Genomic DNA, 15114 nt, shown 5'->3' on the forward strand with positions numbered 1-15114 from the left:
TTTGGGTAATCATGCTGTCCCCATTTTGCTGATTAGTTGCTCAAGGTACTCAGAGGTGTGGCCACGCGCACGTCGACTGATTTTTATTGGGGGGGCAATCAACCCCTCACGCCTTAGCAAGTAGTATGTGCTACGCGATAGGCCAAGAATCAGGCAGGACTCGCGAACGCGATGAATACGGTTTGTTCTGGGAATGACTTGGCTCGAATCCCCTTGTTGCTTGCTGTTCATCAATGTACTCCAGTGGTTGTATCTGGAGGTATTTGAAATCAGCCAAAATTTAAAATCACCCTAGTGAGCCGGAGTACCTATTTTTTCGATAGGGAGTAATCCTCCCCGCGGTCGGTGTCCTTTGCGTTCCAGTCCTTTCGAACGGTCGTCGAACTTTTGCCAACTATTCCCGCTACCGTCTTGAAAGCCTCTTTTTGTTTGATTGACGCTGTTTTTGTCTTGTTAGTTGACGCAGCTATAAATCCGTTGGCATGCTTGCGCTGCATCTCTATCAGAAACGGATTTTTATTTTGCCCCGGCTTGTTAGGCTTGATGTTTAGGCACACCTCTGGATCGACCCCACATGCGATATTTTTTAAAGCTGCAACCAACCACGTAGATAGCTCTGGCCGAAGTGGTTCGTCATACTTGTTTGAAAGTTCAATCTCTTCAGCAAGCGCATATAAATTCCGTAGCTTATCAATAAGTCCAACTTTTTTAATGGGCACCTTAGCTTGAAGCCCTGACCAAGGATTGATTTCTTTTGTCATAGTGCAAGACCCTCCAATGCTTTTGCAGCGTGGTCAGCGCGATGATGACCATAGTGTTTTTCGATCATGGCAACGCTCGTGCCGCTGAGTTGAGCCACGGTGAGCAGGTCAAGGCCGTTGGTTACCAAATCGGTAATAACGGAGTGACGCAGTGTGTAGGCGGTGACTGTGTTTGGTAAGCCTGCAGCCGCTGACGCTGCTTTGATTGGTTTTTTCCACGCGTCTTTGTGCCAAGCCTGACCATCGGCTTGACTCAGGAGTGGTGCTGCGGGAAGTTTGCCTTTGGTGAGGCCAGCAATAACTGCTGCGGTTGAGGGGGGGAGTTTGATTTTTCTGTCTCGGCCAGCTTTATCTTTTCCAACAGTCAAAACTCCAAGTTTATTGTTCACCTTTTCCACCGTCAAAACTGCCAACGCTCCCGGGCGTAGAGGCAGAAGTGACATGCAGCGCAAAAGTTGGCCCAAGCTGGCTTCCGATGAATCAATCAATTTTGAGCGCTGTGCCCGGTCGAGATACGTATCGCGACGAGTTCCTGCGTTCTCTACTGCCCTCAATGCGACCCGCCACGCCATGTCATTGGTGACATCACCGTTGTCATGAGCATTGTTCAATGCCGCTCGAAGAGCAGCCATGTCGCGATTTAGAGATGCGGCGGACCTCTCGCGAATGAGAGACGGATCAGTGTGCGGATTCGTCTTCACGGGTGTTTTTGCCAATTGATTCCGCCATTCCTCAACAGTTTTTCGAGTCAGCTTGGTAAGAGCTTGATCGGCTATCTTGTGCGAATAAATCCAGCGCCTAAATCGCGCATTTATGTCTGCTGCGTTTTTTGTTGCACCCGCATCAATCAAGCTCTTTACATACCTCTCGCAAGCGACACCAACAGTAATGACTTTTGTGGAGCCTCCACGCCCAAGGTGTTCAAACCAAGCCTCGGCCTTTTTCTTGGCTGCATCGAATTGCTGGTGGGCAGGTAGGTGGTCGAGTTTGCCGTAGCTCTGACGTGTCTGCTTTTGCGTGCTTGAGTCGTAAGCCTGTGCGAGCCATGTTCCATCTCCCCCGGCTGACTTCCGAAAGCCAACGTGACAACCGGTGGTCAGCTTTTTCCAGTAAGGAGGTGTTCTGGGCTTCAAGCGGGTGCGTCCCTCAACGGTATCAATGCGATAAGTCATTTTTTAGTGTCCTAAAATTGTCCTAAACATCTACGAACATTTTAGGACAATTATGGACATTTACAAGGTGTAAACCCTGCACTTTTCGTCCGTTAACGTCTATATGCCCTGCATTCACACTGCAGGGGTCGCAAGTTCGAAACTTGCATCGCCCACCAAAAATTCCCAATGAAATCAAGCACTTAGAGGAAACTCTAAGTGCTTTTTCTTTGGTTCAAAGTAGTATGGTCCGGGTTTACTACTTCTCATAGATTTTTCGATGTCTTTTCATAGATTTCGGAACTGTCAAACAAGCCTAATTCAATCTGTTCTCAGTGACGCCAGCATGGTGTCAATGCGGCCTTGCTTTTTGCCTCTGCGCAGACGCAGCTATCGCTGTGCTCAGCTTGAAAAAAACGCTACGTTTGTTTTGAAATGACTCCAGCTACTCAGCCCAGCGAGCCTAAGAAAAAACGCGCTGTAGGGCGTTTTTGATGCCCGCACGGGTGCCAGCTGCAAAGGAGCACTGCCTTAGGCAGACTATGCGCGCAAACAGTCACTAAAGGCTGAACTCGGACATTCCCACGCTGAGACTGATGTTTTGCACCCGCCATAACCGGTCGCTCGCTTAGCAATGCGACCAGTGACCGGTCTACAGCCCACAGCAGCCGCAGCTCGAAGGACAGCTTGAATAGACCACGGCGAACGACCGCTTACTGCCTGAGTCAAAGGGTGCTTCCGACCCATTGCAGCCGGTCACATCTTTTAAGACGTTGACTTGTTTGTAGCGGTTGCTGCCGGTCGTGTCCCGCAGTCATTTGTGGGCTTTCTGCCAGTAGCGGTCGGTCGATCTTTAACCATCAGGCTCGGCAGCCGGTCAGTTCGGTCATAGGCCAATGACCGCTACCACACATCCTATCCAGTGCTGACGGATAGGATCCATTGATGCATGGGCCAATTTGCACAACAGGCTATGACGCCCAATGAACAGGGAGCCCTGCACATTTTCGATGCAGCGACGTTTTCTTACTGAACTAGCTGGATGTCAGTGACGATCATCTTGCCACCTTCATTGATCACCATAAACTTAATTTTTTCGCCTGGCTTGATGCTGGTCAATAAACTCTTATCTTTAGCAGTAAATACCATTGTCATTCCCGGCATATCCATATGTTTGATTTCGTCGTGTTTGATCGTGACCTTGCCAGTTTCGAGATCAATTTTCTTGACCTCTCCGTCGGTTAAAGACGGCGTCATTTGAGACATGTTCATCTTGCTGTGATCCATGACAGCTTGGGAAAAACTGCTTAAGGGAAGAGCCGCACCAATGGTCAATAGTAAAGTTGCAATTTTGGTTTGAATATTTTTCATATTTTCCTCATGAGTAAGAGTTAAAAACTTTTGATGATCCGTCTTTTTGGATTAGCAAGACTTGATACGCGTCACGCCTTGCGCCGTAGACAGGACCGTCCATTCCAGGAGATCCGATAGGCATCCCCGGAACGGCAAGACCTAACGCTTGTGGTTTTTCTTTGAGTAAACGTTGAATGTCTTCGGCTGGCACATGCCCCTCAATCACATATCCACCGACCAGAGCTGTATGACATGAAGCGAACTTTTGAGGCATACCCAGTCGAGCCCGCGCTGCGTTATTACCTTGATCGTTTACTTTCAAAGAAAAATTATTCTTTTCTAAATGAATAATCCAGTCTTTGCAACAGCCACAGTTAGGGTCTTTCCAGACTTGTATAGCTATAGCGTTTGGGCTGGCTGCAATAGCAATTGAGGACGAGCACATTGAAGCTATTCCCAACAATAGCAACCGCCTCGTTGAATTTTTTGAACTGTTTTTGTCAGTCATTTCAGCAGCCCTTTCCTGTAATGAAATTACTTCTTGCCAACCTTGATCGCGCCCTTCATCCCAGCTTCGTAGTGGCCTGGCATCAAGCAGGCAAAATTTAGGGTTCCAGTCTTCGTGAATTGCCAAACAATTTCGCCTTGCTGTCCTGGAGATAGTGTCACTTTGCCAGGTTCGTCATGTTCCATATCTGGGAATTTTTTCATCTGCTCCAGATGCTCGAGCAATTCCTTCTGGGTGCCCAGACTCAATTCGTGCTTGACCTTTCCTTGATTCTTGACAACAAAGCGGACCGTCTCTCCTTGCTTGACCTGAATAGATGAGGGTGTGTAACGCATGTTATCCGTCATATCGACATTGATGGTCTGCGTTACCTTGGAGGCAACACCTGGTTTGCCAATTGCGGTTTCCTCGTCAGCATGGCCATGCCCACCGGCGTGCTTTCCAGCCGCAAAAGCCGACGCTGACAGGGTCAGAGCAACCAAAACAAAGATTTGGCGAGAAGTGATGTACTTGGGTTTCATTCGTTAACTCCGGAAAAAAATTCAGTGATTGCTATGTGATGAGGGCTTGCGCACCTTGACTTCGGTCGTTTTGGCGGGCATCTGGGCGCGAGGCATGGACTGCCCACCCTCCGCCTTGAAGCGCGCTGGTTCAGTCAACGGCCCGGTGTACTCATGGGCTACCGTGCCTTCGGGATGCTTGTACCAACCCGGGTCCTTGTAGTCCCCCGGCTTTTGATTACGGCGGACCTTCAGAACGCTGAACATGCCACCCATTTCGACCGATCCGAAGGGGCCTTGGCCAGTCATCATCGCAGCGGTGTTGTCAGGGATGGGCATTTCCATCTCAGTCATGTCGGCCATACCACGCTCACCCATGACCATGTAGTCTGGAATCAGGTTATTGATCTTCTTGGCGATGCTACGGTGATCCACACCAATCAATGTCGGAACGTTATGACCCATGGCGTTCATGGTGTGATGGCTTTTGTGACAGTGGAAGGCCCAGTCCCCTTCCTCATCTGCCAGAAACTCGATCTGTCGCATCTGACCGACGGCCACATCGGTCGTCACTTCATGCCAGCGGGTGCTCTTGGGTGTCGGGCCACCGTCCGTACCAGTGACGAGGAACTCATGGCCGTGCAAATGTATGGGGTGGTTCGTCATCGTCAGATTGCCAATGCGAATACGCACCTTGTCGTTCAGGCGAACATTGAGGCTGTCAATGCCTGGAAATATCCGGCTATTCCAGCTCCACAGGTTGAAGTCCAGCATTGTCATGATCTTGGGGGTGTAGCTGCCCGGATCGATGTCATAGGCGTTGAGTAGGAAGCAGAAGTCTCGCTGGACCTCATCAATCAGATCATTCTTGACCTTAGGATGGGTCACCCAAAAGCCCATCATGCCCATGGCCATCTGTGTCATCTCATCAGCATGCGGGTGGTACATGAAGGTGCCAGGCCGGCGCGCGACGAACTCGTAAACAAACGTCTTGCCGGAGGGAATAGCCGGCTGGTTCAGTCCGGCCACACCGTCCATGCCGTTGGGCAGGCGCTGCCCGTGCCAATGAATGGAGGTATGCTCTGGCAGCTTGTTGGTCACGAAGATCCGTACGCGATCGCCCTCGACCACTTCAATCGTGGGCCCCGGGCTCTGGCCGTTGTAGCCCCAGAGATGGGCTTTAAAGCCAGGGGCCATTTCCCGCACTACTGGTTCGGCGACCAGGTGAAATTCCTTGACGCCTTGATTCATGCGCCATGGCAAAGTCCATCCATTCAGCGTCACCACCGGGTTGTAGGCGCGTCCGCTGTTGGGGACAAGCGGCGCCATGGTGTTAGGGCTGGTCTGTATTACAGGCTCAGGCAGAGCGGCCATCGCCACGCGGCTGACCGCGCTGGCGGCCACGGCACCACCAGCAATCCCGGCGTACTTAAAAAAGTCTCTTCTGGAAGTCATCGTTGTATCTTTCATTCAATGAGGCGCAGCGCCACCGGCTGGCGCACTGGGCATGGCTGCCAGCGGAGTGTTCATCGGTCGCCCGACCAGTGAGGCTTGTAGCGCGGCATCCGCTAGCCAAAACTGCTGCTCGGCTCCGATCGCAGCCATGACCGTAGAGACCTGATCACGTGAGTCCGCCAGCAACTCGAAGATGCCGATGATCATTCCGTTGTAGCGCAGTTGGTTCTCTTCTGAGATCACCTTACGAAGCGGTATCACCTCGTCCCGGTTGTGCCGTGCAATGTCATAAGCCGTGCGATAGGATGAGTAGCTTTCTCGCAAGCTTGAACCCGCCGAGCGGACGGTCGCCTCAAGCTGATTGGCTGCGGCCAAGGTGCGTGCGTTCATGGCATCGCGCTGCATGCCCCCCCAATCAAAGATGGGCAGGCGTACCGCGATTTCATACCCTCGCGCTACGCTGCGCTCACCCGCCACGCTGTTCGTGCTGGTGTTGCGCATGGCCCTCAGTTCAATGTCGGTGATGCTGGTGACCATGTTCAAACCCTGGGCTCTGGCGGAAGCATCCAGTGTGCTTTGGGCAAGACGGATGTCGAGGCGGTTACGCGTAGCAAACGTCGCAACGCCCTGCGGATCGAGCGCCTGTTTGGGTAGTTCAGGCAAGCGGTCCGGCAGTTTGAGCATCTGGGCCTGTTGGGCATCCAGACCGAGTACGCGTACGAACTCTTCGCGGGCAGCAGTTACTTGGTGAGTTGCTGTTGCCAATCGGGTCCCTGCGTCCGCATAGAAGGCCTGCTCACGAGCCCGTGTGAGGCGATTGAAGTTGCCTATGGCCTGCATCCTGCGAGCCAGTTCGGCACTCGCTGCAGCGCTTTCATACACCTGCTTGGCATACTGAAGCGTCTGTTGGGCAGCCACGGCGCGGACCCATGCCTGGCGCACGCGGGTGACCTGGTCGACCACATCACTCGACAGTCGCAGATGGGCCACTTCGATGCGACGGTTGGCGATTCCCTGGCGACTAGGGAGGGTCAGAATATCGAGCAGACCAAAGGAAAGCGCACGGTTTAACTCCAGCGCATCACCGGCCACCATGCGTTCCAGGGAGAAGACCGGGTTTGCAATTCTGCCCACCTGTGCCGCATCTGCGGACTCCGCCCAACCTTGAGCCAGCAGCGCCTGGAGCGATGGGCTGTTGACGAGCGCCAGCTGGACCGCCTCGCGCTTACCCAGAATGTTTTGAAGCAGCTTCTGGGCCGCCTGCGCACGCTGTTCGCGCTCATCGGCAGTCCGCGCGAGAGAAATCTGCCCTTCGGCAAAACTCTTGGCCTCCTCGTTCACCCGGGCAACGTTTTGTTCGAGGCTAACAGTGGCGCAACCGGCAAGCGTGGCCAAGGCGATCGCGGATAGCGCCAGTTTCCCTAGCGAGGTGCTTGGGATGCGCTTCATGGCTTGACTCCCCCATGATGACTAGATTGCGTATCAGGCACTTCAGAGGCATCCTTTAGGGCCTCACCTGTCGCGACCTCCTTGGCATAGCTGCGCCAGCCTCCAATACGACCTACCAAGTCGTTGGCTTTGACCCAGGACTGAATGGCCTGGTCGTTGTAGGGGCGGAAGTCACTAAGTGCAGACTTGTACTCAACTTCCACCACCGAAAGATTTTTCACGGGCTCTTTGTTGGCTTGGGCCGCGGCTACACCAGCTAACATGGCACAACTCAGGGCGAGACATGTCTGTGCGAATAATAGTGAACGTCTGACGAGCATGGTTTCCTCAATGTGATCGGTAACATAGACAGGGGGAATTATTAAAATACCAAGTCGTCAGCACGATGTCGAAAAGATTACATATTTGTCATCTCGCCATCGCAATAAATGGAAGTCGTCATACTCAGGTCTGCCAAAGAGGGTCAGTTGCCAATGAAAATTTTGATTGTGGAAGATGAGCCTAAGACCGGGGCATATCTGCGCCAGGGACTGATCGAGGTCGGTTTCGTTGTGGACTTGGCCAGAAATGGGCCCGACGGCCTTCACCTAGCTCTTGGCGGTAACTACGATCTCGCGATCCTGGATGTGATGATGCCGGGCATGAGCGGTTGGGAGGTCCTGCAGGCGATACGTCATGAAGGCCTACAAGTGCCAGCCATGTTTCTCACCGCCCGCGATCAGGTGGAAGATCGCGTGAAGGGGCTTGAATTAGGCGCCGACGATTACCTCGTCAAGCCGTTTTCCTTTGCCGAGCTCTTGGCCCGAGTTCGCACCATTGTGCGCCGCGGTCGTAGTGGCACCGAATCCACGACCTTGCAGGTGGCAGACCTCCAACTTGATCTGCTACGCCGCCGCGTCACCCGAGACGGCAAGCGCCTTAATCTTACCGCCAAGGAGTTTGGATTGCTGGAACTGCTGATGCGTAGGCAGGGAGAAGTCCTGCCCAGGTCGCTGATCGCCTCTCAGGTTTGGGACATGAACTTCGACAGCGACACTAACGTCATCGAGGTGGCCATGAGGCGTCTGCGCGTCAAGATCGATGATGATCACCAGTTCAAGCTGATCCAAACTGTACGCGGCATGGGCTACGTGCTCGAAGCGCCGGAGGGTCGCTAGATGTTTCGCAGGCTGTCACTGACATCCCGCCTCACCATCTTTTTTATAGCGCTGGCCAGTTCGGTCATCCTGGGCTTGGCGCTTCTTTTCATGGTAGAGGCTGATAGGCACTTCGTCGACCTCGATAGCGCCGCCTTGGATGATAAAAAGCACCTGATCGAGGGCATTCTGGCCAGTTCTCGATCCCATGAAGAAGCTCGCAGTCGCCTGAACGAAGCATTGAGCCATCACCACAGCCTTTACGCTCTGGTCAAAGGACCGCAGGGTGAAAAGTTGTACCAGACCAACGGATACAGCGGCCCGACTACGCAAGCATCATTCATCACGAATGACGACGGCCACGGGCTTCAGTCTTGGAGGAGTGGCGGTCGCGAGTTCCATGAGATGAGCTTTACTGCTGGCATTGTTCAGGGAATGGCCGGGCCGCTCCAAATATCACTCGCCGTCGATACGCAGCACCACCAAGAATTCATGAGGGAGCTCCGGCGCAGCATTGCGATCTATGCTGTGCTGGCCATTCTTCTAAGCGGATTCTTGGCTTGGTTCGCGGCTCATCAAGGCATGTCTCCGCTGCGCGCAATGAAACGTCGCGCCGCTGCAGTGACAGGCCAACAGTTGCAAGAGCGCATGCCCGAGGATGCCGTCCCGATTGAAATGGCAGATTTGGCAAGGGAACTCAATGAGATGTTGGGTCGCCTGCAGAACGACTTCAAACAGCTTGCTGATTTTGCGGCGGATTTGGCACATGAACTTCGCACACCCATCAGCAATCTCCTCACCCAAACACAGGTGACGCTGTCCACCCAACGCGACCTTAAGACATACCAAGATACGCTGGCGTCCAACGCAGAGGAATTGCAGCGTTTGGCTCGGGTGGTATCAGACATGCTATTCCTCGCCAAGACAGAGCGGGGGGTAGACCTGCCCCATAAGGAGTCCTTCTCGGCAGCACAAGGAGCTCGCGAACTCGTTGAATTTTATGAAGCCGTTGCGGACGAAAAACGCATCTTAATGAGCGTGGAAGGTGATGGGCGAATCTATGGCGATCGTTTGATGTTCAGACGTGCCTTGAGCAACCTCCTATCCAATGCGCTCAGGCATGCACCAGTCGGCGGTGTCGTGGGCGTCAGAATCGAAAGTTCGTCGCGTGGAATTGAAGTCACTGTCAAAAACACGGGCAAGGAGATTCCATTGGATGTCCAGCAGAGAGTCTTCGAGCGCTTCTATCGCGCAGACTCAGCACGCAGGCACCCAGCTTCTGACGGGGCAGGCTTGGGGCTGTCGATTACCAAAGCCATCGTCGAGGCCCATGGCGGGGCGATCTCGGTTACTTCAGACCAGGAGTGGACTCGATTCAGGCTTGTTTTTCCAGGGCTTCAAGCAAGGATGAGGCAAGCGACTGAACTACTTAGTCGGCCCTGAATAACGCCTTTTGCGTGAACAAGAGAGGGCCGGATCGCGCTGTACCGATTCATAACAACCGCCGCAGCGGGCGCAAACAAATGAGACTGCCCAATGAGCAATCAAGGCGACCGGGGAAACTGCTGCGGCCGTGGGACGTGGCGGCCACACCGCTGGAACTGGCGCTGGCCAGGGGCCACCGGTGGTTGGCAATGCTGGAGTACGGCAAGTTGAAAAACCTGACTGAAATTGTAGCGCTGGAGGGAGTCGACAACAGCTACGTCAGCCGGATGGTGAATTTGACTAAGCTGGCACCGGACATCGTCGAGGCGATTTTGGAGGATACGCTGCCGGATCACCTGACGCTGTTTGATCTTGCGGTGGACCCGCCTGCGCTGTGGGAGGAGCAGCGGTTACGGATTTGGTGAGACGGGACTGTAAAAGATAGTGATGGCGACTGACTCCAAGACAGCGGGGTGTCTGTAAAGCCAGCACCAGACCGCCCGATCATGTTCGCATAAGCACGGATCGCATACGCGGCATGTCGAGTGACCGGTATTTCAATTACAACGGTCCTCGTAGCTCCTCCCGCTTAAATGACCGGTAGTAATCGCCGCAACTATGACGTCCACTTACCGCGAGTGACTACAACCAGCCTAAATCACAGATTGATACAACAACAGCATCGTCCGCTTTTGGCCGAATCCGGCCGTTGGAATCGCACCTTCCGACGCCCGCTATCGCTGCCTAGGAGTCGTCAACCCTGAGTCGTTTATTCCCAAGGCCGTGGCCGTCGCTTGCTCTGAAGTTCACCCACGTTCATCTCACCCTGAAGTGGAGCAGCGTAGAAGCGGTCGATCATTTCTGGGCTGGTCCGTGCATTGCGAGCCAGGGTCAATGTGTCCACCGTTCGACCAAACATCAATCGGAACATGATGCTGCTGTGACGAAGGCTGTACAAGGTACGGGTTTCGCCAGCGGTGCTGAGTTTCAGACCAGTTACTTCCAGCACAATTTCAAACTGCCTTGCCAGCAGCTTCATGGCGTTGTCGCGTGACGCCGCATCGGGCATGAACACATAGTCCTCGGGGTGGATGTCTCGGCCCAGTTCAAGCGCTTGTCGACGCCTGATGCGTTCATACACTTTCACTGCCCAAGGCATGGTGGTGATGGGAAAAGTGTGCCCCTTACTAGGCGGCAAGCTGAGCCTTAGGTATGTCCACTCCCTGCGAATGATCTCTACATGCTTGTGCTGCATATTGCGAATGTCAGTAGGGCGGATGTAGCTGTTGACCATGAACACGATCAGGTCTGCCAAGTCCTTGGTCATCTCGATGCGCTTGATCAAGCGATCAGCAGGTCCTAACTTGCCACCAGGCTCGCAAAAGTAGGAGCCCTTGGTTTCTTCTGAGTGTGCTCGCCACTCGACTTTCTTGCCAGCCAACTTTTTGGCCACCTTGGTGATTTCTTTGTATTCGCCCACATTGAACCAGCCACGCGGCTTGTCCTCAATGCCCACCTTGGGAAACTCGGGGATGTGCTGGATGAAGCTGTGCCGGGCGGCATGTTGCAAAACCTTGCGTGTGAGCCCCATGTAGGCACCCAGCGTAGAAACACTCAGCTTGGGCACTTGGTTGGACAGCTTCTGCAAAAACTCATCCAGCATCTTGTAGTTGATGCTGAGCACGTCCGTTTGACCGAAAAAGGGCAGGATGTGTTTGTCGTAGCGCAACTGCATGTTGTCATAACTGATCTTGGATAATTGGCTTCGGTTCAGCTTGGCTAATTCACTGTCCATCAGCATCTTGGTGGCTTTGGCGAAAGTCACAACTTCTGCGGCGTTGACCTCGATCGGCAAGCCTTCAAAGTTGCCACCCCTTATGCGAATGGTGATGTCGTCGTAAAAGCGCTTGGCCGCTTCCAACGCGTCTCGCTTGATTTCGGTCTTGGTTGTGCGTTTGAAGATGTGGCTCTCGGCGTAATACCTTACCCACCAGTAGCTGGAAGCCGGAATTTTGAAAATCACCAACTTGCGTGGGTACCCTGGAATTCGCGTGATGGTTTCCTTGATGGGCACAGACCTGTGCCGTTCGTGTGAGTCGGGTTCAATGGCGCGTGGCATGTCAATTTCTCTGCTGTATTCATAAAGTTTGTTTTCTGAACAGCTGGCCAGTCAACCTGAAAGCGGCAGGGCTCCGGTTGATCTGTGGCTTTTAGACGATCGCTGATTTAGTGAGACGCCCTGCAAATTCAACTGCTATTTGCAGAGCGTTCTTCAAACGCTTTCAGCCTCATCTTGAGGTTCGTCAGATGATGAATTCGACTTTGGTGTCCCGACCTTCCATCGATACGTTTCATACCAGGCTTGTAGTTCACTGGTTGCTTTCAGATACTCAGCGTCACCATAGCCTTGCAAAATACGCTTCAATTTCGCTATGTCCGGCTCCAAAATTGTGGTGTCAGAAATTTGAAAATTGATGGCTTTTTCACTGTTGGCTTCCAAAGTTTCCCAAATGTTTTCCACATCACGTTTCATAGAACAAATACTTCTATAAGAATTCATCAATTGCTCTAGTTCGACCATGCACGCATCCGTCAGATTGAAACCGTCAACGATCTGAGCTGAGTGCTTGAGCGTCATGAACAGGTTTGAGTGCACCTGTGCTACGGTTATCAAATAGTCAGAACTGCTGTAGCGCTTCCAGTCATACTCCTCCCCTCTAATCTCACTCAAGTTGTTCAGCAGCCTTTCGAGACTGTGTAATGAGGAGTAGTTGCGTCCACCGCTTTTGTAGTAACGACCATCTGGAATTTGAAGAATCTTTTTGAGGTCCTTTAGTTTTGGAAGTTCAGATTCAAAGTGGGCTTTCATCAAAATCACAGTGGCTTGGCCATAGGGTCCTAAAAAATCACTCATTGGGCGCTCCTCGTTGTTGATTGACCTTTGATAGATTGATCCCCAGCTCATTACGAACCGGGGATCAAATTGGTATTTACAACATGGCTTCTTTGTTCGCCAGGTCATCAATAGAAACACTCAGTGGTGCGCTGTTTGTGAGAGGATGAGTAGCAGAACTGAGGACAGGCAGTCCCGCAGGCTGGTAACCCTTGTCGCCCGGCTGCATGCCCCATCCAGATGTGATACCCCATTTCTCTCGCAACACATCCAACTTGTCTTCCATGCTTTTCAAGTCGTCAGAAAGGCTGGCTTCAGCCACCATGGACAGGATTTGCGTTTCCATGGCTTCGTTCAGCCGGATGAAGCGAACCACACGACGCTCGTGTCCCATGGGGTTCACGCACACAGCAAATTCAAAAGTGCCTTCCTTTTTGCCTTCGCCGACGGTGTTAAGCACGAACTTGTCCTCTACCTGAACTACGGTGTCCGCAACCTTGGCATTGGCCAGTAAGATTTTGCGCAGCAGCTTGGTCTTGGCTTCCTTGTGATCCTTCACAGCCTTGGCCGTGTCTGCGTCCTCTTTTGTCGCAGTGATCTTGGCAATGCCACCCCGGTCCTTGATGTAACCAGGCAATTCAGTGGCCGCCAAGTTCTCGTCAAAAGCCACCTGCAGAACTTTGGAGTAGTTGTAGGCAGTCTGGCGGTCGGTTGGCAGGATAAAACGCAGCACCGTAGTGATCCAAGGCGTGTTGGCCTGGGTCTTGATGTCGTGTTCGCTTTCCAATTGATCACGCATGCGCAGCAAGATGTGGTCGCGCAGTGCTGACTCGTTGATCTGCAGGGCATAGCTGTAGATGGCGCCCAGCAGTGCGTACAACTCTTTTGTTCCACGCACTACGTAGGTCTCAACGTACTGATTGTTCATCTTGGCTAGGTTCTGGGCCTGTCCAAGGATCATGTCCACCTGCACTTCGTTGGCGCTTTTGTCACTGGGACGGCGCTTGTCGGAACCGCCCAAGGCGCGGTTCATCAACAGACCAAAGGAAAACTCATCCACTGGTGTGGTGGTTGCCAGGGTATCGACGGGTGCCCCATTTGCTGCGGGCGGGGTGATGTTTGTGTTTTCTAAGTTCATTTCAACTCCTGTTAAATTTCATAACCATGGGTTCCGTCGACCAGGATTGGTGCGACAAGCTGAGGTTAGGTTTTGGGCCAGGGAGATAGTTCCTTTTTTCGAGGGGTTCGAAAAAATGAAGTTGGAAACTCAGATATCTGCTAATGGTGGAAAGCCATTGATGCAGGCGATTGCTTCGGGTGGCATGACCGCCGCTGGGAGTGAGCCATTCATTTATGGCGGTTACTTGGAAGTCTGGTTCCGATGTTTGAAGTTGTCCAAGCAATACATCCACAACTGCCGCACGGGACTCTTTGGTTCACAAGGGGCAGCGAACACTTTCAAGCTCTTTGGGTGCCTTGAGCATTTCACGTTGCGTGAGTGGTGGCACGAACGTGGTTGCCAAAATTTTGGACGCAGCTTGGCCACATTCAAGGTGCGTTTGGTAGTGGCTCAGCGTAAAAAGACCAGTTGCCGCATAACTCTAGATGTCGATGACGAAACACCTACGGAACTGGTCGGCGATGAGGTCAGTTTTCTGGTTCAGCAGATGAGACTGCTTCAAGCTCAAAGTGGAATGCTTTCCTCAGCACCCAGGGCGTGGTCTATCTACAAAAGCCGCATAACACCTGAGGCCATTAAGCTACACCTTGATGTGCTTGAGGCTCATGACACCATCAAGCACAATGCACCTAGCACCAAACTTTGGCGTATCGGAGAGCAGATTGGCCTAAACCCTAAGGCTAAGACCAAAATTGGTGATGCGCCGAAGGAGCAAATAGACAAGCACATCAAGATGGGGCAAACAGTGAGCGAGTTGGTTAGAAAAGGGCAGGGCTTGGTTGCGAATGCTTGCGACGGTGTTTTTCCGCGCTATTAAATGGGTGGTGATAGAAATATGCTGATTCGGGTGTAGCTAGCTAAGTTAGACCTTGCGGTTTTTTAAGAGCTTTATCGTGCGGATATCTATCGTTCAATAGCATTGTTTCATGCGCACTTGGTGTTCAGCTTTAGGCTGGATGCAGTCGTAGCTACGTGGCAAGTCACCGGCAGTAACCGACCCGATGCGGTCGTCGACGAACCCACAATGAACTTCCGCTCCTGGTTAATAGCGAAGTTCAGAACAGGCGTTCGGCCGCAAATCAGCGGACCTGCAAAAGTCCTAGATTTCCCCGGAGATGCCAAAGCAGGTATGCAGGCAGGCCGAACTCGTGCATCGGCGCGCCCAGCACGACATGGCCATGTGGCTGCATCTCAGCGATCTAGCATCATCCCGAACCATCTATGCGGCTTGCCCGGCTCCAGTGAACGCGGCGCTGAGCGCCGAATTCACTGATTTCAATGACCCCGGCGTGGACTGCATGCA

15 protein-coding genes are annotated in these 15114 nt (G+C 52.8%); 4 read left to right on the plus strand and 11 right to left on the minus strand.

The window, feature by feature from the left end:
* Positions 1–308: 308 nt before the first annotated feature.
* From B9Z50_RS12580 to B9Z50_RS12615, 8 genes are all read right to left on the minus strand, one after another.
* Positions 309–761 (minus strand): hypothetical protein, encoded by a 453-nt coding sequence (locus tag B9Z50_RS12580; RefSeq protein ID WP_108364857.1) that lies wholly within the window; start codon positions 759–761, stop codon positions 309–311.
* Complete coding sequence (locus tag B9Z50_RS12585; RefSeq protein ID WP_108364859.1) at positions 758–1933, minus strand: tyrosine-type recombinase/integrase; 1176 nt, start codon at positions 1931–1933, stop codon at positions 758–760. Before B9Z50_RS12585 ends, B9Z50_RS12580 begins: the two co-directional genes overlap by 4 nt.
* A 1005-nt stretch (positions 1934–2938) precedes the next feature.
* Positions 2939–3283, minus strand: a complete 345-nt coding sequence (locus B9Z50_RS12590) for a copper-binding protein (RefSeq protein ID WP_108364861.1) — start codon at positions 3281–3283, stop codon at positions 2939–2941.
* Positions 3284–3290: 7 nt separating this feature from the next.
* A complete protein-coding gene (locus tag B9Z50_RS12595; RefSeq protein ID WP_089957688.1) occupies positions 3291–3773 on the minus strand; it encodes a DUF411 domain-containing protein in 483 nt (160 codons plus the stop codon).
* 26 nt (positions 3774–3799) lie between these two features.
* Positions 3800–4294, minus strand: coding sequence for a plastocyanin/azurin family copper-binding protein (locus B9Z50_RS12600; protein ID WP_108364863.1), 495 nt, complete (start codon positions 4292–4294; stop codon positions 3800–3802).
* Between the two features lie 21 nt (positions 4295–4315).
* Complete coding sequence (locus tag B9Z50_RS12605; protein WP_108364974.1) at positions 4316–5728, minus strand: multicopper oxidase family protein; 1413 nt, start codon at positions 5726–5728, stop codon at positions 4316–4318.
* Positions 5729–5743: 15 nt separating this feature from the next.
* Positions 5744–7177 (minus strand): TolC family protein, encoded by a 1434-nt coding sequence (locus tag B9Z50_RS12610; protein ID WP_108364865.1) that lies wholly within the window; start codon positions 7175–7177, stop codon positions 5744–5746.
* Complete coding sequence (locus tag B9Z50_RS12615; RefSeq protein WP_228768226.1) at positions 7174–7440, minus strand: hypothetical protein; 267 nt, start codon at positions 7438–7440, stop codon at positions 7174–7176. The genes B9Z50_RS12610 and B9Z50_RS12615 overlap by 4 nt, the downstream gene beginning before the upstream one ends.
* A gap of 210 nt (positions 7441–7650) precedes the next feature.
* Here B9Z50_RS12615 and B9Z50_RS12620 point away from each other — a divergent pair, with 210 nt between their 5' ends.
* From B9Z50_RS12620 to B9Z50_RS12630, 3 genes are all read left to right on the plus strand, one after another.
* Complete coding sequence (locus tag B9Z50_RS12620; RefSeq protein ID WP_108364976.1) at positions 7651–8334, plus strand: heavy metal response regulator transcription factor; 684 nt, start codon at positions 7651–7653, stop codon at positions 8332–8334.
* Complete coding sequence (locus B9Z50_RS12625) at positions 8335–9756, plus strand: heavy metal sensor histidine kinase (RefSeq protein ID WP_108364867.1); 1422 nt, start codon at positions 8335–8337, stop codon at positions 9754–9756.
* Between the two features lie 80 nt (positions 9757–9836).
* Positions 9837–10163, plus strand: coding sequence for a LacI family transcriptional regulator (locus B9Z50_RS12630; RefSeq protein WP_370463080.1), 327 nt, complete (start codon positions 9837–9839; stop codon positions 10161–10163).
* A gap of 344 nt (positions 10164–10507) precedes the next feature.
* Here the strand turns inward: B9Z50_RS12630 and B9Z50_RS12635 are convergent, their stop codons facing one another.
* The 3 genes from B9Z50_RS12635 to B9Z50_RS12645 all read right to left on the minus strand — a co-directional run bounded on the left by B9Z50_RS12635 (position 10508) and on the right by B9Z50_RS12645 (position 13598).
* Positions 10508–11857 (minus strand): hypothetical protein, encoded by a 1350-nt coding sequence (locus tag B9Z50_RS12635; RefSeq protein WP_108364869.1) that lies wholly within the window; start codon positions 11855–11857, stop codon positions 10508–10510.
* Positions 11858–12010: 153 nt separating this feature from the next.
* Positions 12011–12652, minus strand: coding sequence for a hypothetical protein (locus B9Z50_RS12640; protein WP_146183215.1), 642 nt, complete (start codon positions 12650–12652; stop codon positions 12011–12013).
* Positions 12653–12728: 76 nt separating this feature from the next.
* Positions 12729–13598 (minus strand): hypothetical protein, encoded by an 870-nt coding sequence (locus B9Z50_RS12645; protein WP_146183216.1) that lies wholly within the window; start codon positions 13596–13598, stop codon positions 12729–12731.
* A 37-nt stretch (positions 13599–13635) separates the two neighbouring features.
* On the opposite strand from B9Z50_RS12645, the gene B9Z50_RS12650 reads away from it, so the two are divergent.
* Positions 13636–14628 (plus strand): hypothetical protein, encoded by a 993-nt coding sequence (locus B9Z50_RS12650; RefSeq protein ID WP_146183217.1) that lies wholly within the window; start codon positions 13636–13638, stop codon positions 14626–14628.
* Positions 14629–15114 lie beyond the last annotated feature (486 nt).

Source organism: Limnohabitans sp. Bal53 (genome assembly GCF_003063355.1).
In the GTDB taxonomy this organism is placed as follows: domain Bacteria; phylum Pseudomonadota; class Gammaproteobacteria; order Burkholderiales; family Burkholderiaceae_C; genus Limnohabitans_A.

What these genes read in the sequence shown, in the direction of transcription:
- B9Z50_RS12580 (WP_108364857.1), bottom strand. Translation starts at nt 761, where the DNA reads ATGACAAAAGAAATCAATCCTTGGTCAGGGCTTCAAGCTAAGGTGCCC.
- B9Z50_RS12585 (WP_108364859.1), bottom strand. Translation starts at nt 1,933, where the DNA reads ATGACTTATCGCATTGATACCGTTGAGGGACGCACCCGCTTGAAGCCC.
- B9Z50_RS12590 (WP_108364861.1), bottom strand. Translation starts at nt 3,283, where the DNA reads ATGAAAAATATTCAAACCAAAATTGCAACTTTACTATTGACCATTGGT.
- B9Z50_RS12595 (WP_089957688.1), bottom strand. Translation starts at nt 3,773, where the DNA reads ATGACTGACAAAAACAGTTCAAAAAATTCAACGAGGCGGTTGCTATTG.
- B9Z50_RS12600 (WP_108364863.1), bottom strand. Translation starts at nt 4,294, where the DNA reads ATGAAACCCAAGTACATCACTTCTCGCCAAATCTTTGTTTTGGTTGCT.
- B9Z50_RS12605 (WP_108364974.1), bottom strand. Translation starts at nt 5,728, where the DNA reads ATGACTTCCAGAAGAGACTTTTTTAAGTACGCCGGGATTGCTGGTGGT.
- B9Z50_RS12610 (WP_108364865.1), bottom strand. Translation starts at nt 7,177, where the DNA reads ATGAAGCGCATCCCAAGCACCTCGCTAGGGAAACTGGCGCTATCCGCG.
- B9Z50_RS12615 (WP_228768226.1), bottom strand. Translation starts at nt 7,440, where the DNA reads ATGTTAGCTGGTGTAGCCGCGGCCCAAGCCAACAAAGAGCCCGTGAAA.
- B9Z50_RS12620 (WP_108364976.1), top strand. Translation starts at nt 7,651, where the DNA reads ATGAAAATTTTGATTGTGGAAGATGAGCCTAAGACCGGGGCATATCTG.
- B9Z50_RS12625 (WP_108364867.1), top strand. Translation starts at nt 8,335, where the DNA reads ATGTTTCGCAGGCTGTCACTGACATCCCGCCTCACCATCTTTTTTATA.
- B9Z50_RS12630 (WP_370463080.1), top strand. Translation starts at nt 9,837, where the DNA reads ATGAGACTGCCCAATGAGCAATCAAGGCGACCGGGGAAACTGCTGCGG.
- B9Z50_RS12635 (WP_108364869.1), bottom strand. Translation starts at nt 11,857, where the DNA reads ATGCCACGCGCCATTGAACCCGACTCACACGAACGGCACAGGTCTGTG.
- B9Z50_RS12640 (WP_146183215.1), bottom strand. Translation starts at nt 12,652, where the DNA reads ATGAGTGATTTTTTAGGACCCTATGGCCAAGCCACTGTGATTTTGATG.